Raw genomic sequence first — 14,808 nt, 5'->3', positions numbered from 1 at the left:
TGCCAGAGTCCGGCGCAGATGCCGGAGCCACTACGCCGCGAGGGCGCGGGACATCTCGAAAAGGTCCGGGTCCAGCGTCGGGCAAGTTGCGAGGGATTCCACGAGCGGCGTTGTGCCGACTACGCCGGACCTTATGCCAACCATCACGCTTGATTCTCCCGCAGCCAGCGCCTTGACCGCGGCAACCCCCAGTCGCGTAGCCAGTATGCGGTCGAAGGCCGATGGGCTGCCGCCGCGCTGAACGTGTCCGAGGATGGTGAGGCGGGGGCCGGCGCCTTCGACGGGGTATCTGGTTTTCAGGTACTCGCAGACATCGGCCGCGCGCACTGCGGCGCCTTCCGCGATCAACGCGATGAACAGCGGCTTGCCACGGTGATACGCGCTCTCGACTTCCGAGGCGACCTCCTCGAGCGTCATCTTCTGTTCGGGAGTGACGACCAACTCCGCGCCGCCGGCGATGCCGGCCAAAAGCGCCAGATAGCCGGAGTGGCGCCCCATTACCTCGATCAGAAACGGGCGCGGTGAACTGCCGGCGGTATCCTTTATCTTATCGACAGAATCGAGGATCGTGTTCAGGCAGGTATCGACGCCGATCGCCATATCCGTTCCGCCGATGTCGTTATCAATGGAAGCGGGGACGCCGATGGTGGGAATGCCGAGTTCAGCGACCTTGAGGGCGCCCTGGAAGCTCCCGTTGCCTCCGATGACGATCAGGCCTTCGATGCCGTGGTCGCGGAGGCCCTGGACGGCCTCGGTGCGGACGGCGGGCATCCGGAACCTTTGGCTGCGGGCGGTTAACAGCGCGGTACCGCCGTGCCGCATGATGCTTCCAACGCTGCGGGAAGTCATCGGGACGATTTCCTGATCGATGAGCCCTTCGAATCCTCTCCGGACCCCATAGGGATCAATCCCCATGGCGAGCGCCTGCCGGACTACGGCCCTGATGCAAGCGTTCATACCGGGGGAATCGCCGCCACTGGTCAACACCGCGATGCGTTTCATGGGATGTCTGCCGCCTCCTCGTGTGCTTTCATGGGTATCCTAGCAGGAGAGAAGGCGTGGGAGAGACGGGACAGCGGCGAGAAACGCGGAAACCGGCAGAAAAATCGAGCCGCCCCTTAAGGGGCGGCTCGATTTTGAAAGGTGGATGACGGCGGCTACTCAGCCGGCGCTTCCGTTGCGGCGGGCGCCGCGGCCACTTCTTCTTCCGCTTCCTGGACCTTCGGCGGGACGAGCATCGCGACCGCCTGTGTCGGGTCGGCGTTCAGCGTAACGCCTTCGCCGAGGACGATGTCACCCGCGGTGAAAGGATGGTGGGGCTTCAGGGTGGCGACGTCAACCTCTATTCGTGACGGCAGCGCGTCCGGCAGGGCCTTCACATGGATCGTGTTGAGTTCGTGCTCAACGGTCCAGTCCGCGAGGCTCTCGTCCAGTTGGCCGACGAAAACAAGCGGGATCGCGGCTTCGACAGCCTCCGTGGCGGAAATCCTCTGGAAGTCCACGTGGATGATGCGACGCGAGACGGGGTTTCGGGTGAACTCCTTGATCATAGCGAAGGTGCTCTGCCCATCGAGATTGAGGTCGACCAATGCGTTCCGGCCGCCGGCCTTGAGGATGCGGGTCATGTCTCCGGCCTTGATTTTGAAGGGGACCGGAGTCTCTTTCATACCAAGGAGGATGCCGGGGATGCAGCCTTCGTTTCGGACGGCCACGGCTCCGGCGGTTCCGGACGTAATTCTAGTCCAGGCTTCTAGTTGAAGATGCTTCATATATTGTCACTCCTGCTGAGCAGTCCCTCCGGCGGGGACCCCGGGGGAGCGGATAAACTGTGCGCGGCCTGGTGAAGCCAGTCGGCGCATGTGCCGAATTAGTATAAGCGTGACATGACGTCGCGGTCAAGGCGCGGCGCCCAGTGAGAGTGCGCGCCTGACACCGAAGCGTGCGTGAATACCCGCCGATAACCGGCGACGCGCCCGGCCCGGGGAACCCTGGCTGCCGGGGTAACAGTCGATAGCTATAGGAGCGCACCCGGGCCATCGTTGAGGAAACCGGCCGCCCTACCGTGGCCAGGCAGATCCGATGCTTGGTGGCCATGCGTATTACACTTCCAATTCGGGTCTTTGCGACGAATATACTAATATCCGTATGGAATAAGACGGCCCGAGCAGGAAGGAAGCAAGGGTCCGGGAGGAACAGTTCAGGAATGCAGAATCAGTTTTTTCAGTTTATCCAGAAGGGCGGCCCATACATCATGGTGCCGCTGCTCATTTGCTCCGTGATCGCGGTCGCGGTCATCATCGAGCGCACGATCGCTCTTTTTCGCGCGTCTTCGGATACGGGACGCCTGATGGAAGACGTGAAGGACGCTGTGATGTCCGGAAACGTGAAGGCAGCCGTTGAACTGGCTGAGAACACGCAGGGCCCGGCCGCCGCGGTCATCGCCAACGGCCTTCGGAACTACAAACTGGACCAATCCGAGATCGAGCGCACGATGGAGGAACTCGCCCTCGCCGAAGTTCCCGAGCTGAGCAAGCGGCTCGCATGGCTTGACACAATCGTGACATTGGCCCCGTTGCTGGGCCTTCTGGGAACGGTTACCGGAATGATCCGCGCCTTCCATTTTGTGGGCGGCGCCGGCGCCAAGAACATCACCGCTGTAACAGGCGGCGTGGCCGAAGCCTTGTATGCAACCGCGACCGGTCTTACCGTCGCCGTTGTGTCCCTCGTATTCTACAACCTCCTCACGGATAAGGTCCGCGAGATCGTTGGGACCATGGAACTGCGCGCAACCCAGTTGCTGAACGTGATCTCCACCATGCGGTCCCGGGAAGAAACCAACAGAACGGTTTCGAGGTAACGAGGCGGGACGATGAAGATACACCAATCCAACTTGAAGAAGGGCCGCATCGAGATCATTCCTATGATCGATGTGGTGTTCTTCCTGCTTGTGTTCTCCATGCTGAGTTCGTTGGCGCTGGCGGCCATCGATACGGAAAAGGTGAACGTGCCGGCCGCCGCTTACAGCGAAGGCGGCACGCCCACGCGTTGTTTCGTCACGCTGACCCCGGATCGGAGGCTGTTCGTCAACCGCAAGCAGATTCAGCCGGCACAACTGACGGAAGAACTCCGGACACAAGTGGACAGGAATCCCGAAGTCTTCGTGATTATGAACTGCGACCGCGATAACTCCTGGGGCGAGTTCCGCGCGCTGATGGGCGCCGCGTACAAGGCCGATCCCAAGAATATCGCGATCATGACCGTGTCAAGTGCGGCAGCGCCCGCCACGAAGAAATAGCACGGGAGAGGCACATTGCGACTCAAATCCAGAAAATCAAAGAAGGGGCGCATCGAGATCATCCCGATGATCGACGTTGTGTTCTTCCTGCTGGTGTTCTCCATGCTGAGCGCGCTGAGCATGGCGGAACTGAACCGATTGCAGACGGACGTCCCGAAGGCGGGCAGTACCGGCGGCGGGACGGTCAACCGCATCACCGTAAACGATATCAAGGGCAAACTGTTCCTCACGTATGAGACGCCATACAGAGAAGGCCAGCTGAACATCCGGACCATCTCCGAGATACAGCCGCTTGTCGCCGCGGAATACAAGCGAAACGGAGACGTGGCCGTGCTGATCAACGTCGAGGATAACGCGTCGTTCGCCGAGGGCGCCGCGATTGTGGACCAGGTGAAGGGCTCCGGCGCGCCGCTGGTGATTCCGGCCGGCTGAGTTGAAAGAAAAATCCCCTTACTCGGGTGAAGGTGTTGGGTAGAGTGGGGGTCTGAGATAGCATGTTGAACGAAACAGAACAGAAAATGCCCGGCAGCGGGTTCAAGCATTACGGCACCAACCGCCTGTTCGCGGGAGCGCTTTTCGTCAGTCTGCTCATCCACGCGTACACGGTCCAGCGCGCATCGGCCAGCCTGACCAAGGAAGTGGACGTAACGCAGCTGGCGATCGTGGACGTGAAGAGGGCGCAGATCGAGATGCAGCGCGAGATGGCTGCCCGCGCGAAAAAAGAGCCGGCGAAGCCCAAGCCCGCGCCCAAGAAGGAAAAACTGCCTCCGCCGCCTCCGTCGAAACCGGTCAAGCAGCTTAAGGTAAAGCCGCCGCCCCTCCCGGTGTTCAACCCGGGCCAGCGTATCGACGCCGGCAAGGGCAGCACCCGTGGCATAGAGATGCCGTCACTCGGTGAGGGTGGCCAGAGATCAGGCACTTCCGGAGCGGGATTCGGCGTTCACGAAAACGCGACGGGCACCGGTGGCGGAACAGGAACCGGCACTCCGACGCCGGCCCCGCTGCCGCCCGGACCGTCCGAAAAGCCGGTGGAAAAGCCCGTTGTCCAAGCGCCGCCACCGCCACCACCGCCGCCGCCACCGCCGCCACCGCCGGCAGAGAAGCCGCATCACGTCAACCGGACCGCGAACCGATCCGTCGCCGTGGTCACCAGCTTCCCGCAGCCCGAGATTCCGGCATTCCTCGGTGAGGAAGGCGGGGAGGGCACGGTAACAGTGGAGTTCACCGTTGAGGCGAATGGCAGTATCGTCGATGTGAAGGTGCTGGAGTCGACCGATCATCGACTGGATCCGTACGCCATCGCCGCGGCGAAACAGATCAAGGCGCAGCCGGCCATTCAGGACGATGTTCCGCGGTCTTCCACTCTCACGAGAACGTACCATTTCGTCGCTCAATAAGCGACCGTAGACCGTTATGCAGTGGGGGCACGAAGGGATTTCCCTTCCCGCCCCCACTCGTGTTTGGCTGAACCGGGGGGCCGGCCCCCTCGCGAGAAGACATCACACGTGGGGGCGCATTGACTCGATATACCAGTCCATAAGCGCCGGTTCGTGCGGGCGCAGGAGAAGCGTCACGTTGCTGGGCCCCGCGACAACGCGGGTCATCCCGTCGTCGTCTATCCGAACGCAGCGGGGCTCTCCCTCGCAGAGGCTGTGACCGAGCGCGTGGGCCACGGCCACTACGTCATACAGCACGGGCACTCCGCCGCCCCAGAGATTGGTCAGCGCCGCCAGCGCATTCGTGGTTGGCGTTCCGACGGCGAAGAGGCGCTTCTGACGCTCCGAGTCCAGCCGCATGCCGGTTGTCACCTCCAGGCCGGCCATGGTCAGCGGAACTCCGCTCTGGAACACGGCGCGCGCGGCCGCCGGATCGCACCGGATGTTCCATTCGGGGGCAGGCGGATCCGTCGGGCCGTAACCCTGAAGGATCGACCCTCCCATGATCACGACGCGGGCGATCTTGCTGCGGACCTGGGGATAGCGCGACATCAGGTCTCCGATGTTGGTCAGCGGGCCGATGCAGATGAGCGTGACCTCGCCTGGGTAACGCTCAATCTGACGCCTGATGAACGATACGGCGTCCTCAGCGCGCAGCGAGCGGCTCTTGTACCCCCGGGCCCAATCGTACTGCCGGCGGATTTCCGCCGCGCCCCGGCGGCCGGCGAAGACGGGGATCTCCGGGCGCCTCATCACCGACAGGAGCTTCGCGGCAATCTCGGCGCGTTCGCGGGTTTGACCATATGTTGTTGTCACACCCAAGAGTTCAATGTTTGGCCTCGAGGCGAGCAGCGCGAGTGCGTAGGCATCATCGATGTCGTCGCCGATGTCTGTATCCAGGATGAAGCGCGCACGCGGAGCGCTTGCGGCCGCGTGAGCGGAAACGGCCGGCAGCAGGCAGACGGCGCAGGCCAGAAGCGTTACCCATGGACCGGAATCGGACATGGCTCGGACCTCCTTTCGTCAGGTGTCAGGGCTTGGCAGGGATGCGTTTGTAGGTGATGAGCGAGAAGCCCGGTTTCGCCGGGATAGTCAGGTCGAAGCCGGCCGCCAGAGACTTGCCGGAGACACGCGTGAATCCGGCGGCGCCGTCAGGTGTGATCTCGTACTTCGCTGTCGGGCTGAGACCGTGAAGCCGTACTTCCATTGTGTCCCGCGGGCTGTCTGAGTGCCGGAAGGCGACGATCATTCCCTCGTCCAGATCGGCGCGATGGTATTGGGAAGCCATCCAGGCATCCAGTTCGCGCGAATAGGGCAACAGCGGATACCAGGCTCCGATCAGCAGATGGCGGAGGGCGCGGTACCGTTCGGTGTAGCCTCTGGCGAGAGCGGCGTCAAAGCCGGGGTCGTCCGCAATCCAGCCGAGGCAGAGCGACGACGCGAAGGCGGAGTAAACGGAATACGGTTCCAGGCTGTTGACGGGATCCGTGACCACACCGTTGGGAAGATACTGGCTGTATCCCCAGCAACGTGCCTGGTTCACGTTGTCGTTGAACCAGTAATCGGTTGACTGGTGGAGGTGCATCCGCTGGATTGTCTCGATGTCGATGCGCCGGCCTCCGCTCGCGCATTCCTCGCGAAGACTGTCCGGGAAAGCGGCGGCGATGCGGTCCCAATAGGCGTAAAGCCCTTCCACGTAACGGATCTCGGAGATGCCCTGTCGGTCCGGCGCATCGGTGTGCCGCCAGTTGGGCAGCGGGTCCATGTTGAAGTCCTGGCGATACACCCGGAAGCCCGGCAAGGCCATAAAGCCGCTCACGATGTCGAAGAAGTAGTCCTGCACTTCCTTTCGCCCGAAATCGGCCAGGAACGATCCCTGTTCCGGCGAGCCGTCCGACAGGATCCAGTCGCGGTGGTCCTTGAAGAGCCCCGTCCCTTTCACCACGCGTTCCGGTTCAAACCAGAGGCCGTAGATCAGCCCGTTGTCGCGGGCGGCAGCGGCGACCGGGCGCATGCCGTCCGGGTAGGCATCCTTCCGCGGGGTCCAGTTTCCCGCGCCGTCCGGCCAGCCGCCTTCGAACCAGCCGGCGTCGGTGATGAGCGCCTCCAACCCAAGGGGAGCATACGCCTTGATGAGCGAGATCTGGTTTTCGGCGTTGCACTCATTCAGCCAGCCACCTCCGCGCGTGAAGCAGGTGTTGCAGAACAGGGTCGGCTCCGGCGTTTTGCCCGAGCGCTTCGCTGCGTAGAACTTCTGAATGAGCTCGCGGAAGCGGGCGTTACCCTCGAGGGTATCACCCGACGTGTGGAGGATCAGTATACGCGGAGTTCGTACGGATTCACCCGGATGGAGGACGAAATGTGTCCGCTCCATGCCGGCTGTGAAGCGGAGACGCCGATCCTCATCGCACTCAACGCGAGCCGCCCATTGGCCCGACCAGCCGACCGCAATGATGCGGGAGCCATCCGCGGCTTCGATCTTGAAGAAAGGGAAATCGCGGTTGGAGGAGCGCCCGCCGCCGCCGCCGAGTGACTCGGTAGCGCCGGGCGGCAACTGGACGGTGCGCGGCTCGAAATCGGTGGCGTTCGCCGGGGCGCCGTTTGTCCGGTGGAGGACGTAGGGGTTCGCGCCGGGCAGCGGAGCCGAAATCTCCGCATCCAGCGGGAGGACGTCCTCGATGAGCGGAGAGTCGGCTTTCCCGGTGTTTTCGATGCGCAGGACCCAATCGACCGCGGGATAACCGGGAAACTGCGTCATCTCACGGGTCAGTCGCAGGCCGGTGGCGGGGTCGGACCAAGTCGTTGTGCGAACCGAGCGGCCGTCGGGCCCTTTCGCCGCCTTTGTGCGGACTTCCCAGGCGGGGAGCAGGTCGCGGATGCCGCGGCCTCCGATGGTCATGGAGAATGGGAGCGGTTTCGAAACGGAAGCGATCCGCTTGACCCACTCCGATGCGGGCAATTTGGCAGGCATGGCAGAAACCCCGTTGAGCGTGGCCGCGAGCGTGAGGCCGATCGCGGCGAGGCAAATGTGTCGCGGCAGGCGCGGCAGTGGGAGGAGGTAATTCATTAGTAGTCAGTAGACAGTAGTCAGTAGACAGTAGTCAGTAGACGGTAGTCAGTAGACGGTAGTCAGTAGACAGTAGTCAGTAGACAGTAGGCGGTGGGTAGTAGGCAATTACCCGGACTGCAACATGGCTCGCGCGTAGCGATCCAGCATTCGGGCCACTTCATCCAGCTCGTGCGAGAGAGCGGCTGTGTCATCGTATTGCAGATCGCGAGCCAGTATGAGGTAGTAGCGACACTCCTCCAAGGAGGCCTGCGCGATGTTGTAGTACCTTCCCTTGTCCGCATGGGTCCGCTTCCTGAATCCTTCGGCGAAGTTGGCAGGCACAGAGACCGCGGCCCGCCTCAACTGAGAGGTCAGACCAAACGTCTCGCACTTCGGAAAGCGTTCGGTCAGCCGGTAAACGTCCAGCACGAATCCGTGCGCCCTCTTCCAGACATCAACATCCTCAAAGCGTTCGCTGCCCATTTTCCGACTGCCTTTCTCGTGGAGACTACGAACACGTACATCAGCCGCCTACCCGCTTCCAACCGCCGGCTTTCGCCTACCGCCGCCCGCCTAGTGTCTACAGACTAGTCCGTACCTTCTGCCTCCTTACGAGTACTCTACGTCGCCCTTCAGGAATACCCAGTTGATCATGCTGATCACGAAGATGATCAGGAAGAGCACGAAGGCCATGGCGCTTGCATATCCCATTTTCAGGAATGCGAACGCGTTCTGGAATATCTGGTGGACGATGGTTGTGGTGGTGTTGTTGGGGCCGCCGTTAGTCATTACGTACACGGTCCCGAAGACCTGGCTGGCGCCGATGACACTGGTGACGAAAATGAAGAAGGTGGTTGGCTTCAACAGCGGCCACGTGATGTGCCTGAACCGGGCCCACGGCCCCGCACCGTCGAGGACAGCGCTCTCGTAGAGGTGGACGGGTATTCCCTGAAGGCCGGCAAGGTAGATGACCATATTCCAGCCGAGACCGGACCACAACGCCACCATCACGATGGAACGCATGGCGAGGCTCAAAGGGTAACTCAGGAAGCTGAGATATTTGTCGCCCGTGGGATCGCCGAGCCAGGTGGGCTGCTGAGTCAGGTAGTGCGCCCAGCCTTGCCCGGCGTGCCCGAACGTGATGAACTGGACCAGATGGCCGAACGCCCGGACCGATGGCTCCCAGACGTTGGCCAGCATCTGGTTGACGAGCCCATTGGCGGGCTGCAGCAGCCACATCCAGATCATTGCGACCGCGACCAGCGAGGTTACCACCGGGAGGTAGTACGCCGCGCGATAGAACGTGATTCCCCGCAGTTTGGCGTTCAGAATCATCGCCAGGAGGAGCGAAAGGCTCATGCCCGGAACGATGGTGCAGGCGGCGTAGTAGAACGTATTCGCCAGGCTCTGCCGAAACACGGTGTCGGTTTCGAGGGCCCGGTAGTTGTCCAGGCCTACCCAGAGCGGGGCGTGAAAAATGTCGTACCGGGTGAAACTCAGGTAGAGGGCCGCGACAACCGGGATGGCGACGAAGACGACAAACAACGCCATCGCCGGGGCGAGGAACCCGTAGGCCGCGCGGGCTTCCCGGCGTTCGGCGGCCGACCGTTTATACCGAGGAGGCCCTGCCGGGTTCACTGTGTGCGCTCCCTCTCCGCGATCATCGCATCCACGGTCCTGGCGTAATCGTCGAGGGCCTGCTTCGGCGTTTTCGTGCCGTAAACGGCGGAATCGACGGCGTTCTTGATGCCGGCGCGAATCTCAAACCACTCCGGGATGGGGGGCAGGCTCCTGCCGTAGCGTTCCATCAATTCCAGGTATTTCGGCATGAACGGCGTGTTCCGGACGTAATCACTGTTGGCCGCGGAGCGGATGGGCGGCAGGAAGTACTGCGTTTCGTTGTACTTGATGAGATTGTCCGGCCGCGTGAGGTGTTTCACGAGGGCCCACGACAGGTCTTTTTTCTGGGTGTCCGCGCTGATAGCGAGCCAATCGGTCCAAACGGTGACGACGGGCTTTTTCGTCGCGTCGCGCGCGGGGGCTACGTCGACCGCCACGTCCTTGATGCTGAACTCCCGGGCGTATTTGAGGACGTTCTTGATCGCGAACTGGTTGTTCATCTCCTGAGCGGCCTGTCCCGCAGCGAACAACGGCACGCTCACGGAAGAGCTCGGGATCCCCTCGCGAGGGCAGACGTTGTACTTTCCGTAAAGATCGCAGAGGAATTGAAGCGCCTCAACGCCCTGCGGTGAGTTGAAGGCCGCGTGCCGGCCGTCCGCGGTCAGGACGTCGCCACCGTTCTGCCACAACAGGGTGATGAAGGTCGTCCAGTTCACGCCTGCGCTGAGGTTGATGCCGGCGCGGGTGAGGGAGCCGCGTTCATTCTTTTCGGAGAGGATGCTGCCGGCCTTCGCCCATTCCGCCCAGGTTTTCGGAGGGAAGGGGAGGCCCGCCTTGCGGTAGAGATCCTTGCGGTATACCAGAGCACGGGGCGCGCTGAGGTACGGCACGCCGTAAACGTGATTGTCCGCGCAGACAGTGCTCCAGGCAGACGGGATGAAGTCGCCGGTTTCCGGCCAATCCTTTACCAGATCATCGAGTTCCATGGCCTGCCGGCGATACGCCATGCTGCCAACATACTCCGCGCCCAACTGGAAAACGTCCGGCTGGACACCACCGGCGAACGAGATAGTGAGCTTCTCGTCTAGATGCCCCCAGTCCAGATACTGTACGCGCACGTCCACTTTGTGTTCGCGTTCGAAGGCGGGGAGAATCTGCTTGTCGAGCAGGTCCTTTGTGTCCTGATTCCAGTCAACGATCCAGAGGCTGATGAAGGGGCGCTGAGGCGCGCGTGCGCAACCGGCGAGGAGCAAGGCAGCGGCAATCGGAAACAGGAGCCGTGGGAAGCGTATACTCACGGGAACATTATTAGGCCCTGAGCGGTTTACGGTCAATTCAGGGCCTGAACGCGCTCAACGAGGGGATGCGCCCGAGACGAAGTTGTACGAGAGCGAACGCATCCATGTGTGGCGCGGGTTAGCCGCCGGCCGGGCTCGGGCCGATGTATTTGCCCCCGAAGTGTTTTTTGGCACGATGAACGGCCTTCACCGCCGCCGGGTCCAACCCCTTCAGCGCGGCCAATTCGCCGCGGGTATAGCAGACGATCCCGGGTTCCTCAGGGGATTTCTGCCCATCCTCGACGCATATAATGTCTTCTCCGAGGAGTCGACTGTGCAATCTGACCACCGTGTGGCACCTCCAATCTCAGATTGAACGCGGAGATCCCAGGACGGCGCATTGGTCCAGGTGATAAATCGTGGCAGACCCTGCGGTGGGGGTGTTACCCAGTGTAGGTAAGGGCTGGAAATATGTACATGTTACGTATGGTTCTGCCCTCAAGGCCCGCGGCCTCGCTGCCAATGATTTATACAAAGGTGTCAATTTCCTTAACACCTGAGCGTCATTGTTCCTGCTATTTCATTTAACACCCTGCGAAAGGACCTTCGAATGTTCTCTGGCACCTTTGTCTATACCGTGGATCCCAAGGGACGGGTCACTATGCCCCAACGCTTCCGTTCCCTTTTAGGCGATCCATTTGTCCTGACGAAGGGCCTCGGAGGCTGTCTGCTGGCTGTCAGCGCCGACCAATGGAGCCAGGTGATGACCCGTTTCAGCGCCAGCGTTACATTCCAGCGTTTCTATCTTTCCGCGGCGCATGAGGCCCGGGCGCACGAGCGTACGGGCCGGTTCCTGGTCCCGGCGCCCCTTCGGGAATTCGCCCACGTTCGTCCCGGCGCGGACGTTGCCGTGGTTGGAATCGGCGAGGGTGTTGAGGTTTGGGACAAGGTGCGGTGGGACCGGCTGTGCAAGGACCTGCCCCGCGGTGTGTCCCGGCACAGCAGCCCGTTTGAACTCAGCGTGGGGAACAGCGCCGATCCCGGGCCGTTTCACGTTGTCCGGCGAAGCCTGTTCGGCATCCCTATCCTGGAATGCGTCGGAGAGCCTGATGCCAATGCCGCCGTTCAGCTTGGGGACATGCTCGCCCAGCATCCTCTGGCAGGCCAGGAGCCGGTTGTGCTCGATGTCCGCGAGGTCTCGAGGCTCGATGCGATGCTGGCCGGGATGCGTTTCCAATGGCCCGAGGACCGATGGAGCAACCTGCTCATCGTCGCACCGGAGTCCATCTACGGGTTCTTCGATCAATACCTCGGCTTTTCGCGTCCCGTGTTTCCCAGCGTGGAAGCGGCGCTGTGGCACATCCAGGACGGCGCCGCCCTCAACCGCGCCTGAGAGGGTCCTGGAAACCGCGGATCCCCGTCAGCCGGGATTACCCCGGCTGCCTCCGTTTGGCGTCATCCCGTTGCCTCGATTGTCCGCCTAAGCGGCCGGGCATAGGGGAAAAGTATGACTCCCGTCCAGCATTCGCTGGTGCAACATTCGTCCTGGAGGCCAGCATTAATCCCCTCAGTTGAACACCCAGGCATGGTACAAGATCATTGGACGGAATTCTCGTTCGATAGGCTCGGTCTCAAGGAGGAAGCGCTGTGCTGGGCAACGCAGACAAATCGGTTGGGGTGTTCCTAATAGAACGCCGACGCTTGGTCAGGGAAATCACCGCGAATACGATCAACGAGGCGGAAGGGGTGTGGGTCGCCGCGTCGAGCGGCGGAGAGGACGTTGGCGCCGCGTTGATGAAGAGCGCTCCGGACGTCATTCTGGCGGGCTACTACCCTGGAATGGACGCGGTGTTTCAGGCCATTGCGGAGTATCGCAAGAGCAGGAAATGCGCCGCTGTGATCCTGACGGACCAGAGCGAGTGGCGCGCGGCGGCCGAGGTCGTCGGGCACGACGCCTGTTTCGTATCCAAGCAAACCGGGATCGCCGGCCTGCTTGACGTCATCCGGCGCGTCACCTCCGGTATCCCGGCGGAGACACTGGGTTGGCGCCGCGATCAGGCCGTTCGCGAAGCCCCACGGCTGAGTCCCCGCGAACTCGAAATCCTCAAGCGCGCGGCGTGCGGGCAGAGCAACCGCGAGATCGCCGAGGAAGTCCATTCGTCCCTGAAGACTGTGGACACGCACATGCACAACATTCTGGACAAACTGAACCTGCAATCGCGCACACAGGCAGTCCTGTACGCTGTGCAGAACAAGATGCTCTCTCTGGAAGAACTCACCACGCGCCAGGCCGAATGATTCACCGTGGCGATTGAGTTGGGAAAGGCGTACGCGCCGGACCGCGTACAGTTGGATGAATGGGGCGCCTGTAAGGGCGCCCGGTTCATTTATGGGACGTGAGATGCCGGCAGGGACGCCGGCGTCACGGGAATTGGCGGCGTTACTCCCGGGAACCGGGCGGAATCACCGTAGACCTATTCAGTACACGTCTACCAGGAGCATTCCCGGATCCGCAGGCGATTTGGCCCGGCCGTAATAGCCGCCGGGGGGCGCTTCGGCGCCGACGATATTGGTCCTGCCCTCGCAGACGACATCGAAGAGATTACCGACGGCCATGGGGTTGATTCCCACCACGCCCGGCCGGGTTTGGAGGCGCTGCCACAGGCCGGTGGACCAGTCCGCCTCCTGTTCCTTCGTCCACGCCCCCGGATTGAACGAGGGCTGCAGGATGAAATGCGCTCCACGGGCCACCAGGTGGTCCAGGACGTCGTCGTGGAAGCCATCCCAGCATACCGATGTGCCCACCCTGCCGAAGGGCGTATTCACGACTGCGAGGTCCTCGACCTTTCCTGGGGCCAGATCGAGTCCCGCGGGGCCCTCCAGGTCGATGAGATGGACTTTGTCCCACTCGCCCAGGATCTTGCCATCCGGGCCGAACAGCACGGCGCGATTTGTAACGTCCGGAGACCCGGGCCGGCTCAGGGGCGCGCTTCCGGCAGCCAGATAGACCTTATGTCTGGCAGCGAGTTCGCTGAAGGTGCGGTAGTACGCGTCGCGAAGGTAGAGGTCGTTCGCGGTGATAAGCAGCGCGCGGGTAGGGGAGACGCGGTGCCGTGCCGCATTGGCCGCTACGGCCTGCCCCAGCCTGGCACCCAGCAGCGCTCCCGCATCGCGGATATCTTTCGCGTTCCTGACAGTATCCCAATGCCCCAGGAAGACGAGACCGAGGCCGACGTCCTCGGGCAGTGCAACCAGGGTTGGGCAGTTCCGGGCGCGCCGCCCGGCAGCTTTGGAGACAACGCTGTCCATCGCCTGCCTGAAGGTCGCCGCATCGCGGTACATGTCCATCGATACTTTCATCTGGACCGCGATGATGCGCACTTTGGCGTGGCGGCGGGGAGCCGCCAACGCAGACGAGGCGAGGAGCACGCTGAGGGAACCGACCATTATTGTCGTGATAGTCATGTGCTTAGTATCGGTGGTTCGACGCCGAGATAGCGAGAAGGATTCGGCGCCAAAAAGCAAGACGGAGGTAGAACCGTTCGGGTCCAACCTCCATCGTCTCTCTTCCAAGTTCCAGTTTGGCAGGGGCAGCAGGGATCGAACCCGCGACCTGCGGTTTTGGAGACCGCTGCTCTACCAGCTGAGCTATACCCCTGTGACAAGGGCGGCGCGAACCGCCCATCCGCATTATATCACCTTACTTGGCTTCACGGTGCATCTTGTGGGCGCGGCAGCGCGGGCAGAACTTGTTCAGTTCAAGCCGGTTCGGCGTGTTTTTACGATTCTTAGTGGTGTGATAGTTGCGCTCTTTGCATTCAGAGCAGGCAAGCGATATCACGATCCTATTTTCGGCCTTTGCCATACCAACATCCTCCAGGGCTGAGGGCTGAGACACGAGGGCTGAGGGAGTAGATTACCTCAGCCCCCGGCTCTTGCCTCTACTAATCGGGCAGAACTTCGGAGACGACGCCGGCTCCAACCGTGCGACCGCCTTCGCGAATCGCGAAGCGGAGACCGATCTCCATCGCGATCGGAACGATCAGTTCCGCCTTGATCGTCACGTTGTCACCGGGCATCACCATCTCCACGCCTTCGGGAAGGTCCATGTTGCCCGTTACGTCCGTTGTG

General features: G+C 62.0%; 17 protein-coding genes and 1 tRNA gene. 6 read left to right on the top strand and 12 right to left on the bottom strand.

Going from position 1 to position 14,808, the window contains the following annotated elements; all coding sequences use genetic code 11:
- Positions 1 to 30: 30 nt before the first annotated feature.
- The gene (gene pfkA, locus VGM51_06110; GenBank protein ID HEY3412619.1) at positions 31 to 1,002 is read right to left on the bottom strand and encodes a 6-phosphofructokinase; all 972 of its coding nucleotides are present in this window, start codon (positions 1,000 to 1,002) and stop codon (positions 31 to 33) included.
- Between the two features lie 155 nt (positions 1,003 to 1,157).
- On the bottom strand, positions 1,158 to 1,769 hold the full coding sequence (locus VGM51_06105) for a 50S ribosomal protein L25 (protein HEY3412618.1): 612 nt from the start codon (positions 1,767 to 1,769) through the stop codon (positions 1,158 to 1,160).
- 434 nt (positions 1,770 to 2,203) lie between these two features.
- Between VGM51_06105 and VGM51_06100 the strand changes: the two genes are divergently transcribed.
- The 4 genes from VGM51_06100 (at position 2,204) to VGM51_06085 (ending at position 4,692) form a co-directional block, all read left to right on the top strand.
- Positions 2,204 to 2,857 carry a MotA/TolQ/ExbB proton channel family protein gene (locus tag VGM51_06100; protein ID HEY3412617.1) on the top strand — a complete coding sequence of 218 codons (654 nt, stop codon included), beginning with the start codon at positions 2,204 to 2,206 and terminating at the stop codon, positions 2,855 to 2,857.
- Between the two features lie 12 nt (positions 2,858 to 2,869).
- On the top strand, positions 2,870 to 3,295 hold the full coding sequence (locus VGM51_06095; GenBank protein HEY3412616.1) for a biopolymer transporter ExbD: 426 nt from the start codon (positions 2,870 to 2,872) through the stop codon (positions 3,293 to 3,295).
- A 15-nt stretch (positions 3,296 to 3,310) separates the two neighbouring features.
- Positions 3,311 to 3,727 carry a biopolymer transporter ExbD gene (locus tag VGM51_06090; protein ID HEY3412615.1) on the top strand — a complete coding sequence of 139 codons (417 nt, stop codon included), beginning with the start codon at positions 3,311 to 3,313 and terminating at the stop codon, positions 3,725 to 3,727.
- Between the two features lie 62 nt (positions 3,728 to 3,789).
- Complete coding sequence (locus VGM51_06085) at positions 3,790 to 4,692, top strand: TonB family protein (GenBank protein ID HEY3412614.1); 903 nt, start codon at positions 3,790 to 3,792, stop codon at positions 4,690 to 4,692.
- A gap of 102 nt (positions 4,693 to 4,794) precedes the next feature.
- Here the strand turns inward: VGM51_06085 and VGM51_06080 are convergent, their stop codons facing one another.
- The 6 genes from VGM51_06080 to VGM51_06055 all read right to left on the bottom strand — a co-directional run bounded on the left by VGM51_06080 (position 4,795) and on the right by VGM51_06055 (position 11,026).
- Positions 4,795 to 5,736 (bottom strand): nucleoside hydrolase, encoded by a 942-nt coding sequence (locus VGM51_06080; GenBank protein ID HEY3412613.1) that lies wholly within the window; start codon positions 5,734 to 5,736, stop codon positions 4,795 to 4,797.
- A 25-nt stretch (positions 5,737 to 5,761) separates the two neighbouring features.
- Complete coding sequence (locus VGM51_06075) at positions 5,762 to 7,798, bottom strand: alpha-galactosidase (GenBank protein HEY3412612.1); 2,037 nt, start codon at positions 7,796 to 7,798, stop codon at positions 5,762 to 5,764.
- 108 nt (positions 7,799 to 7,906) lie between these two features.
- Positions 7,907 to 8,263: a four helix bundle protein gene (locus VGM51_06070; protein HEY3412611.1), complete on the bottom strand. Its 357-nt coding sequence runs from the start codon at positions 8,261 to 8,263 to the stop codon at positions 7,907 to 7,909.
- A gap of 126 nt (positions 8,264 to 8,389) precedes the next feature.
- Positions 8,390 to 9,418 carry a sugar ABC transporter permease gene (locus VGM51_06065; GenBank protein HEY3412610.1) on the bottom strand — a complete coding sequence of 343 codons (1,029 nt, stop codon included), beginning with the start codon at positions 9,416 to 9,418 and terminating at the stop codon, positions 8,390 to 8,392.
- Positions 9,415 to 10,698: a sugar ABC transporter substrate-binding protein gene (locus tag VGM51_06060; GenBank protein HEY3412609.1), complete on the bottom strand. Its 1,284-nt coding sequence runs from the start codon at positions 10,696 to 10,698 to the stop codon at positions 9,415 to 9,417. The genes VGM51_06065 and VGM51_06060 overlap by 4 nt, the downstream gene beginning before the upstream one ends.
- 118 nt (positions 10,699 to 10,816) lie before the next feature.
- A complete protein-coding gene (locus VGM51_06055) occupies positions 10,817 to 11,026 on the bottom strand; it encodes a hypothetical protein (protein HEY3412608.1) in 210 nt (69 codons plus the stop codon).
- A gap of 261 nt (positions 11,027 to 11,287) precedes the next feature.
- Here VGM51_06055 and VGM51_06050 point away from each other — a divergent pair, with 261 nt between their 5' ends.
- Positions 11,288 to 12,070 (top strand): hypothetical protein, encoded by a 783-nt coding sequence (locus VGM51_06050; GenBank protein ID HEY3412607.1) that lies wholly within the window; start codon positions 11,288 to 11,290, stop codon positions 12,068 to 12,070.
- A gap of 254 nt (positions 12,071 to 12,324) precedes the next feature.
- Positions 12,325 to 12,975, top strand: coding sequence for a response regulator transcription factor (locus VGM51_06045; protein HEY3412606.1), 651 nt, complete (start codon positions 12,325 to 12,327; stop codon positions 12,973 to 12,975).
- Between the two features lie 180 nt (positions 12,976 to 13,155).
- Here the strand turns inward: VGM51_06045 and VGM51_06040 are convergent, their stop codons facing one another.
- From VGM51_06040 to tuf, 4 genes are all read right to left on the bottom strand, one after another.
- On the bottom strand, positions 13,156 to 14,142 hold the full coding sequence (locus VGM51_06040; GenBank protein HEY3412605.1) for a nitrilase-related carbon-nitrogen hydrolase: 987 nt from the start codon (positions 14,140 to 14,142) through the stop codon (positions 13,156 to 13,158).
- Positions 14,143 to 14,259: 117 nt separating this feature from the next.
- Positions 14,260 to 14,335: transfer RNA gene (locus VGM51_06035), tRNA-Trp, on the bottom strand.
- A gap of 42 nt (positions 14,336 to 14,377) precedes the next feature.
- Complete coding sequence (gene rpmG, locus VGM51_06030) at positions 14,378 to 14,542, bottom strand: 50S ribosomal protein L33 (GenBank protein ID HEY3412604.1); 165 nt, start codon at positions 14,540 to 14,542, stop codon at positions 14,378 to 14,380.
- A gap of 79 nt (positions 14,543 to 14,621) precedes the next feature.
- Positions 14,622 to 14,808: elongation factor Tu (tuf, locus tag VGM51_06025; protein ID HEY3412603.1), on the bottom strand; the 187-nt coding region annotated here is incomplete at its 5' end.

This window comes from Armatimonadota bacterium (genome assembly GCA_036504095.1).
Taxonomy (GTDB): domain Bacteria; phylum Armatimonadota; class DTGP01; order JAKQQT01; family JAKQQT01; genus DASXUL01.
The sequence above is the reverse complement of the archived record's forward strand: the minus strand, read 5'-3'. Positions and strand labels throughout refer to the sequence as shown.

Excerpts from the sequence above, each read along its gene's own strand:
- pfkA (HEY3412619.1), bottom strand. The coding sequence starts at position 1,002 with ATGAAACGCATCGCGGTGTTGACCAGTGGCGGCGATTCCCCCGGTATG.
- VGM51_06105 (HEY3412618.1), bottom strand. The coding sequence starts at position 1,769 with ATGAAGCATCTTCAACTAGAAGCCTGGACTAGAATTACGTCCGGAACC.
- VGM51_06100 (HEY3412617.1), top strand. The coding sequence starts at position 2,204 with ATGCAGAATCAGTTTTTTCAGTTTATCCAGAAGGGCGGCCCATACATC.
- VGM51_06095 (HEY3412616.1), top strand. The coding sequence starts at position 2,870 with ATGAAGATACACCAATCCAACTTGAAGAAGGGCCGCATCGAGATCATT.
- VGM51_06085 (HEY3412614.1), top strand. The coding sequence starts at position 3,790 with ATGTTGAACGAAACAGAACAGAAAATGCCCGGCAGCGGGTTCAAGCAT.
- VGM51_06080 (HEY3412613.1), bottom strand. The coding sequence starts at position 5,736 with ATGTCCGATTCCGGTCCATGGGTAACGCTTCTGGCCTGCGCCGTCTGC.
- VGM51_06075 (HEY3412612.1), bottom strand. The coding sequence starts at position 7,798 with ATGAATTACCTCCTCCCACTGCCGCGCCTGCCGCGACACATTTGCCTC.
- VGM51_06070 (HEY3412611.1), bottom strand. The coding sequence starts at position 8,263 with ATGGGCAGCGAACGCTTTGAGGATGTTGATGTCTGGAAGAGGGCGCAC.
- VGM51_06050 (HEY3412607.1), top strand. The coding sequence starts at position 11,288 with ATGTTCTCTGGCACCTTTGTCTATACCGTGGATCCCAAGGGACGGGTC.
- VGM51_06040 (HEY3412605.1), bottom strand. The coding sequence starts at position 14,142 with ATGACTATCACGACAATAATGGTCGGTTCCCTCAGCGTGCTCCTCGCC.
- rpmG (HEY3412604.1), bottom strand. The coding sequence starts at position 14,542 with ATGGCAAAGGCCGAAAATAGGATCGTGATATCGCTTGCCTGCTCTGAA.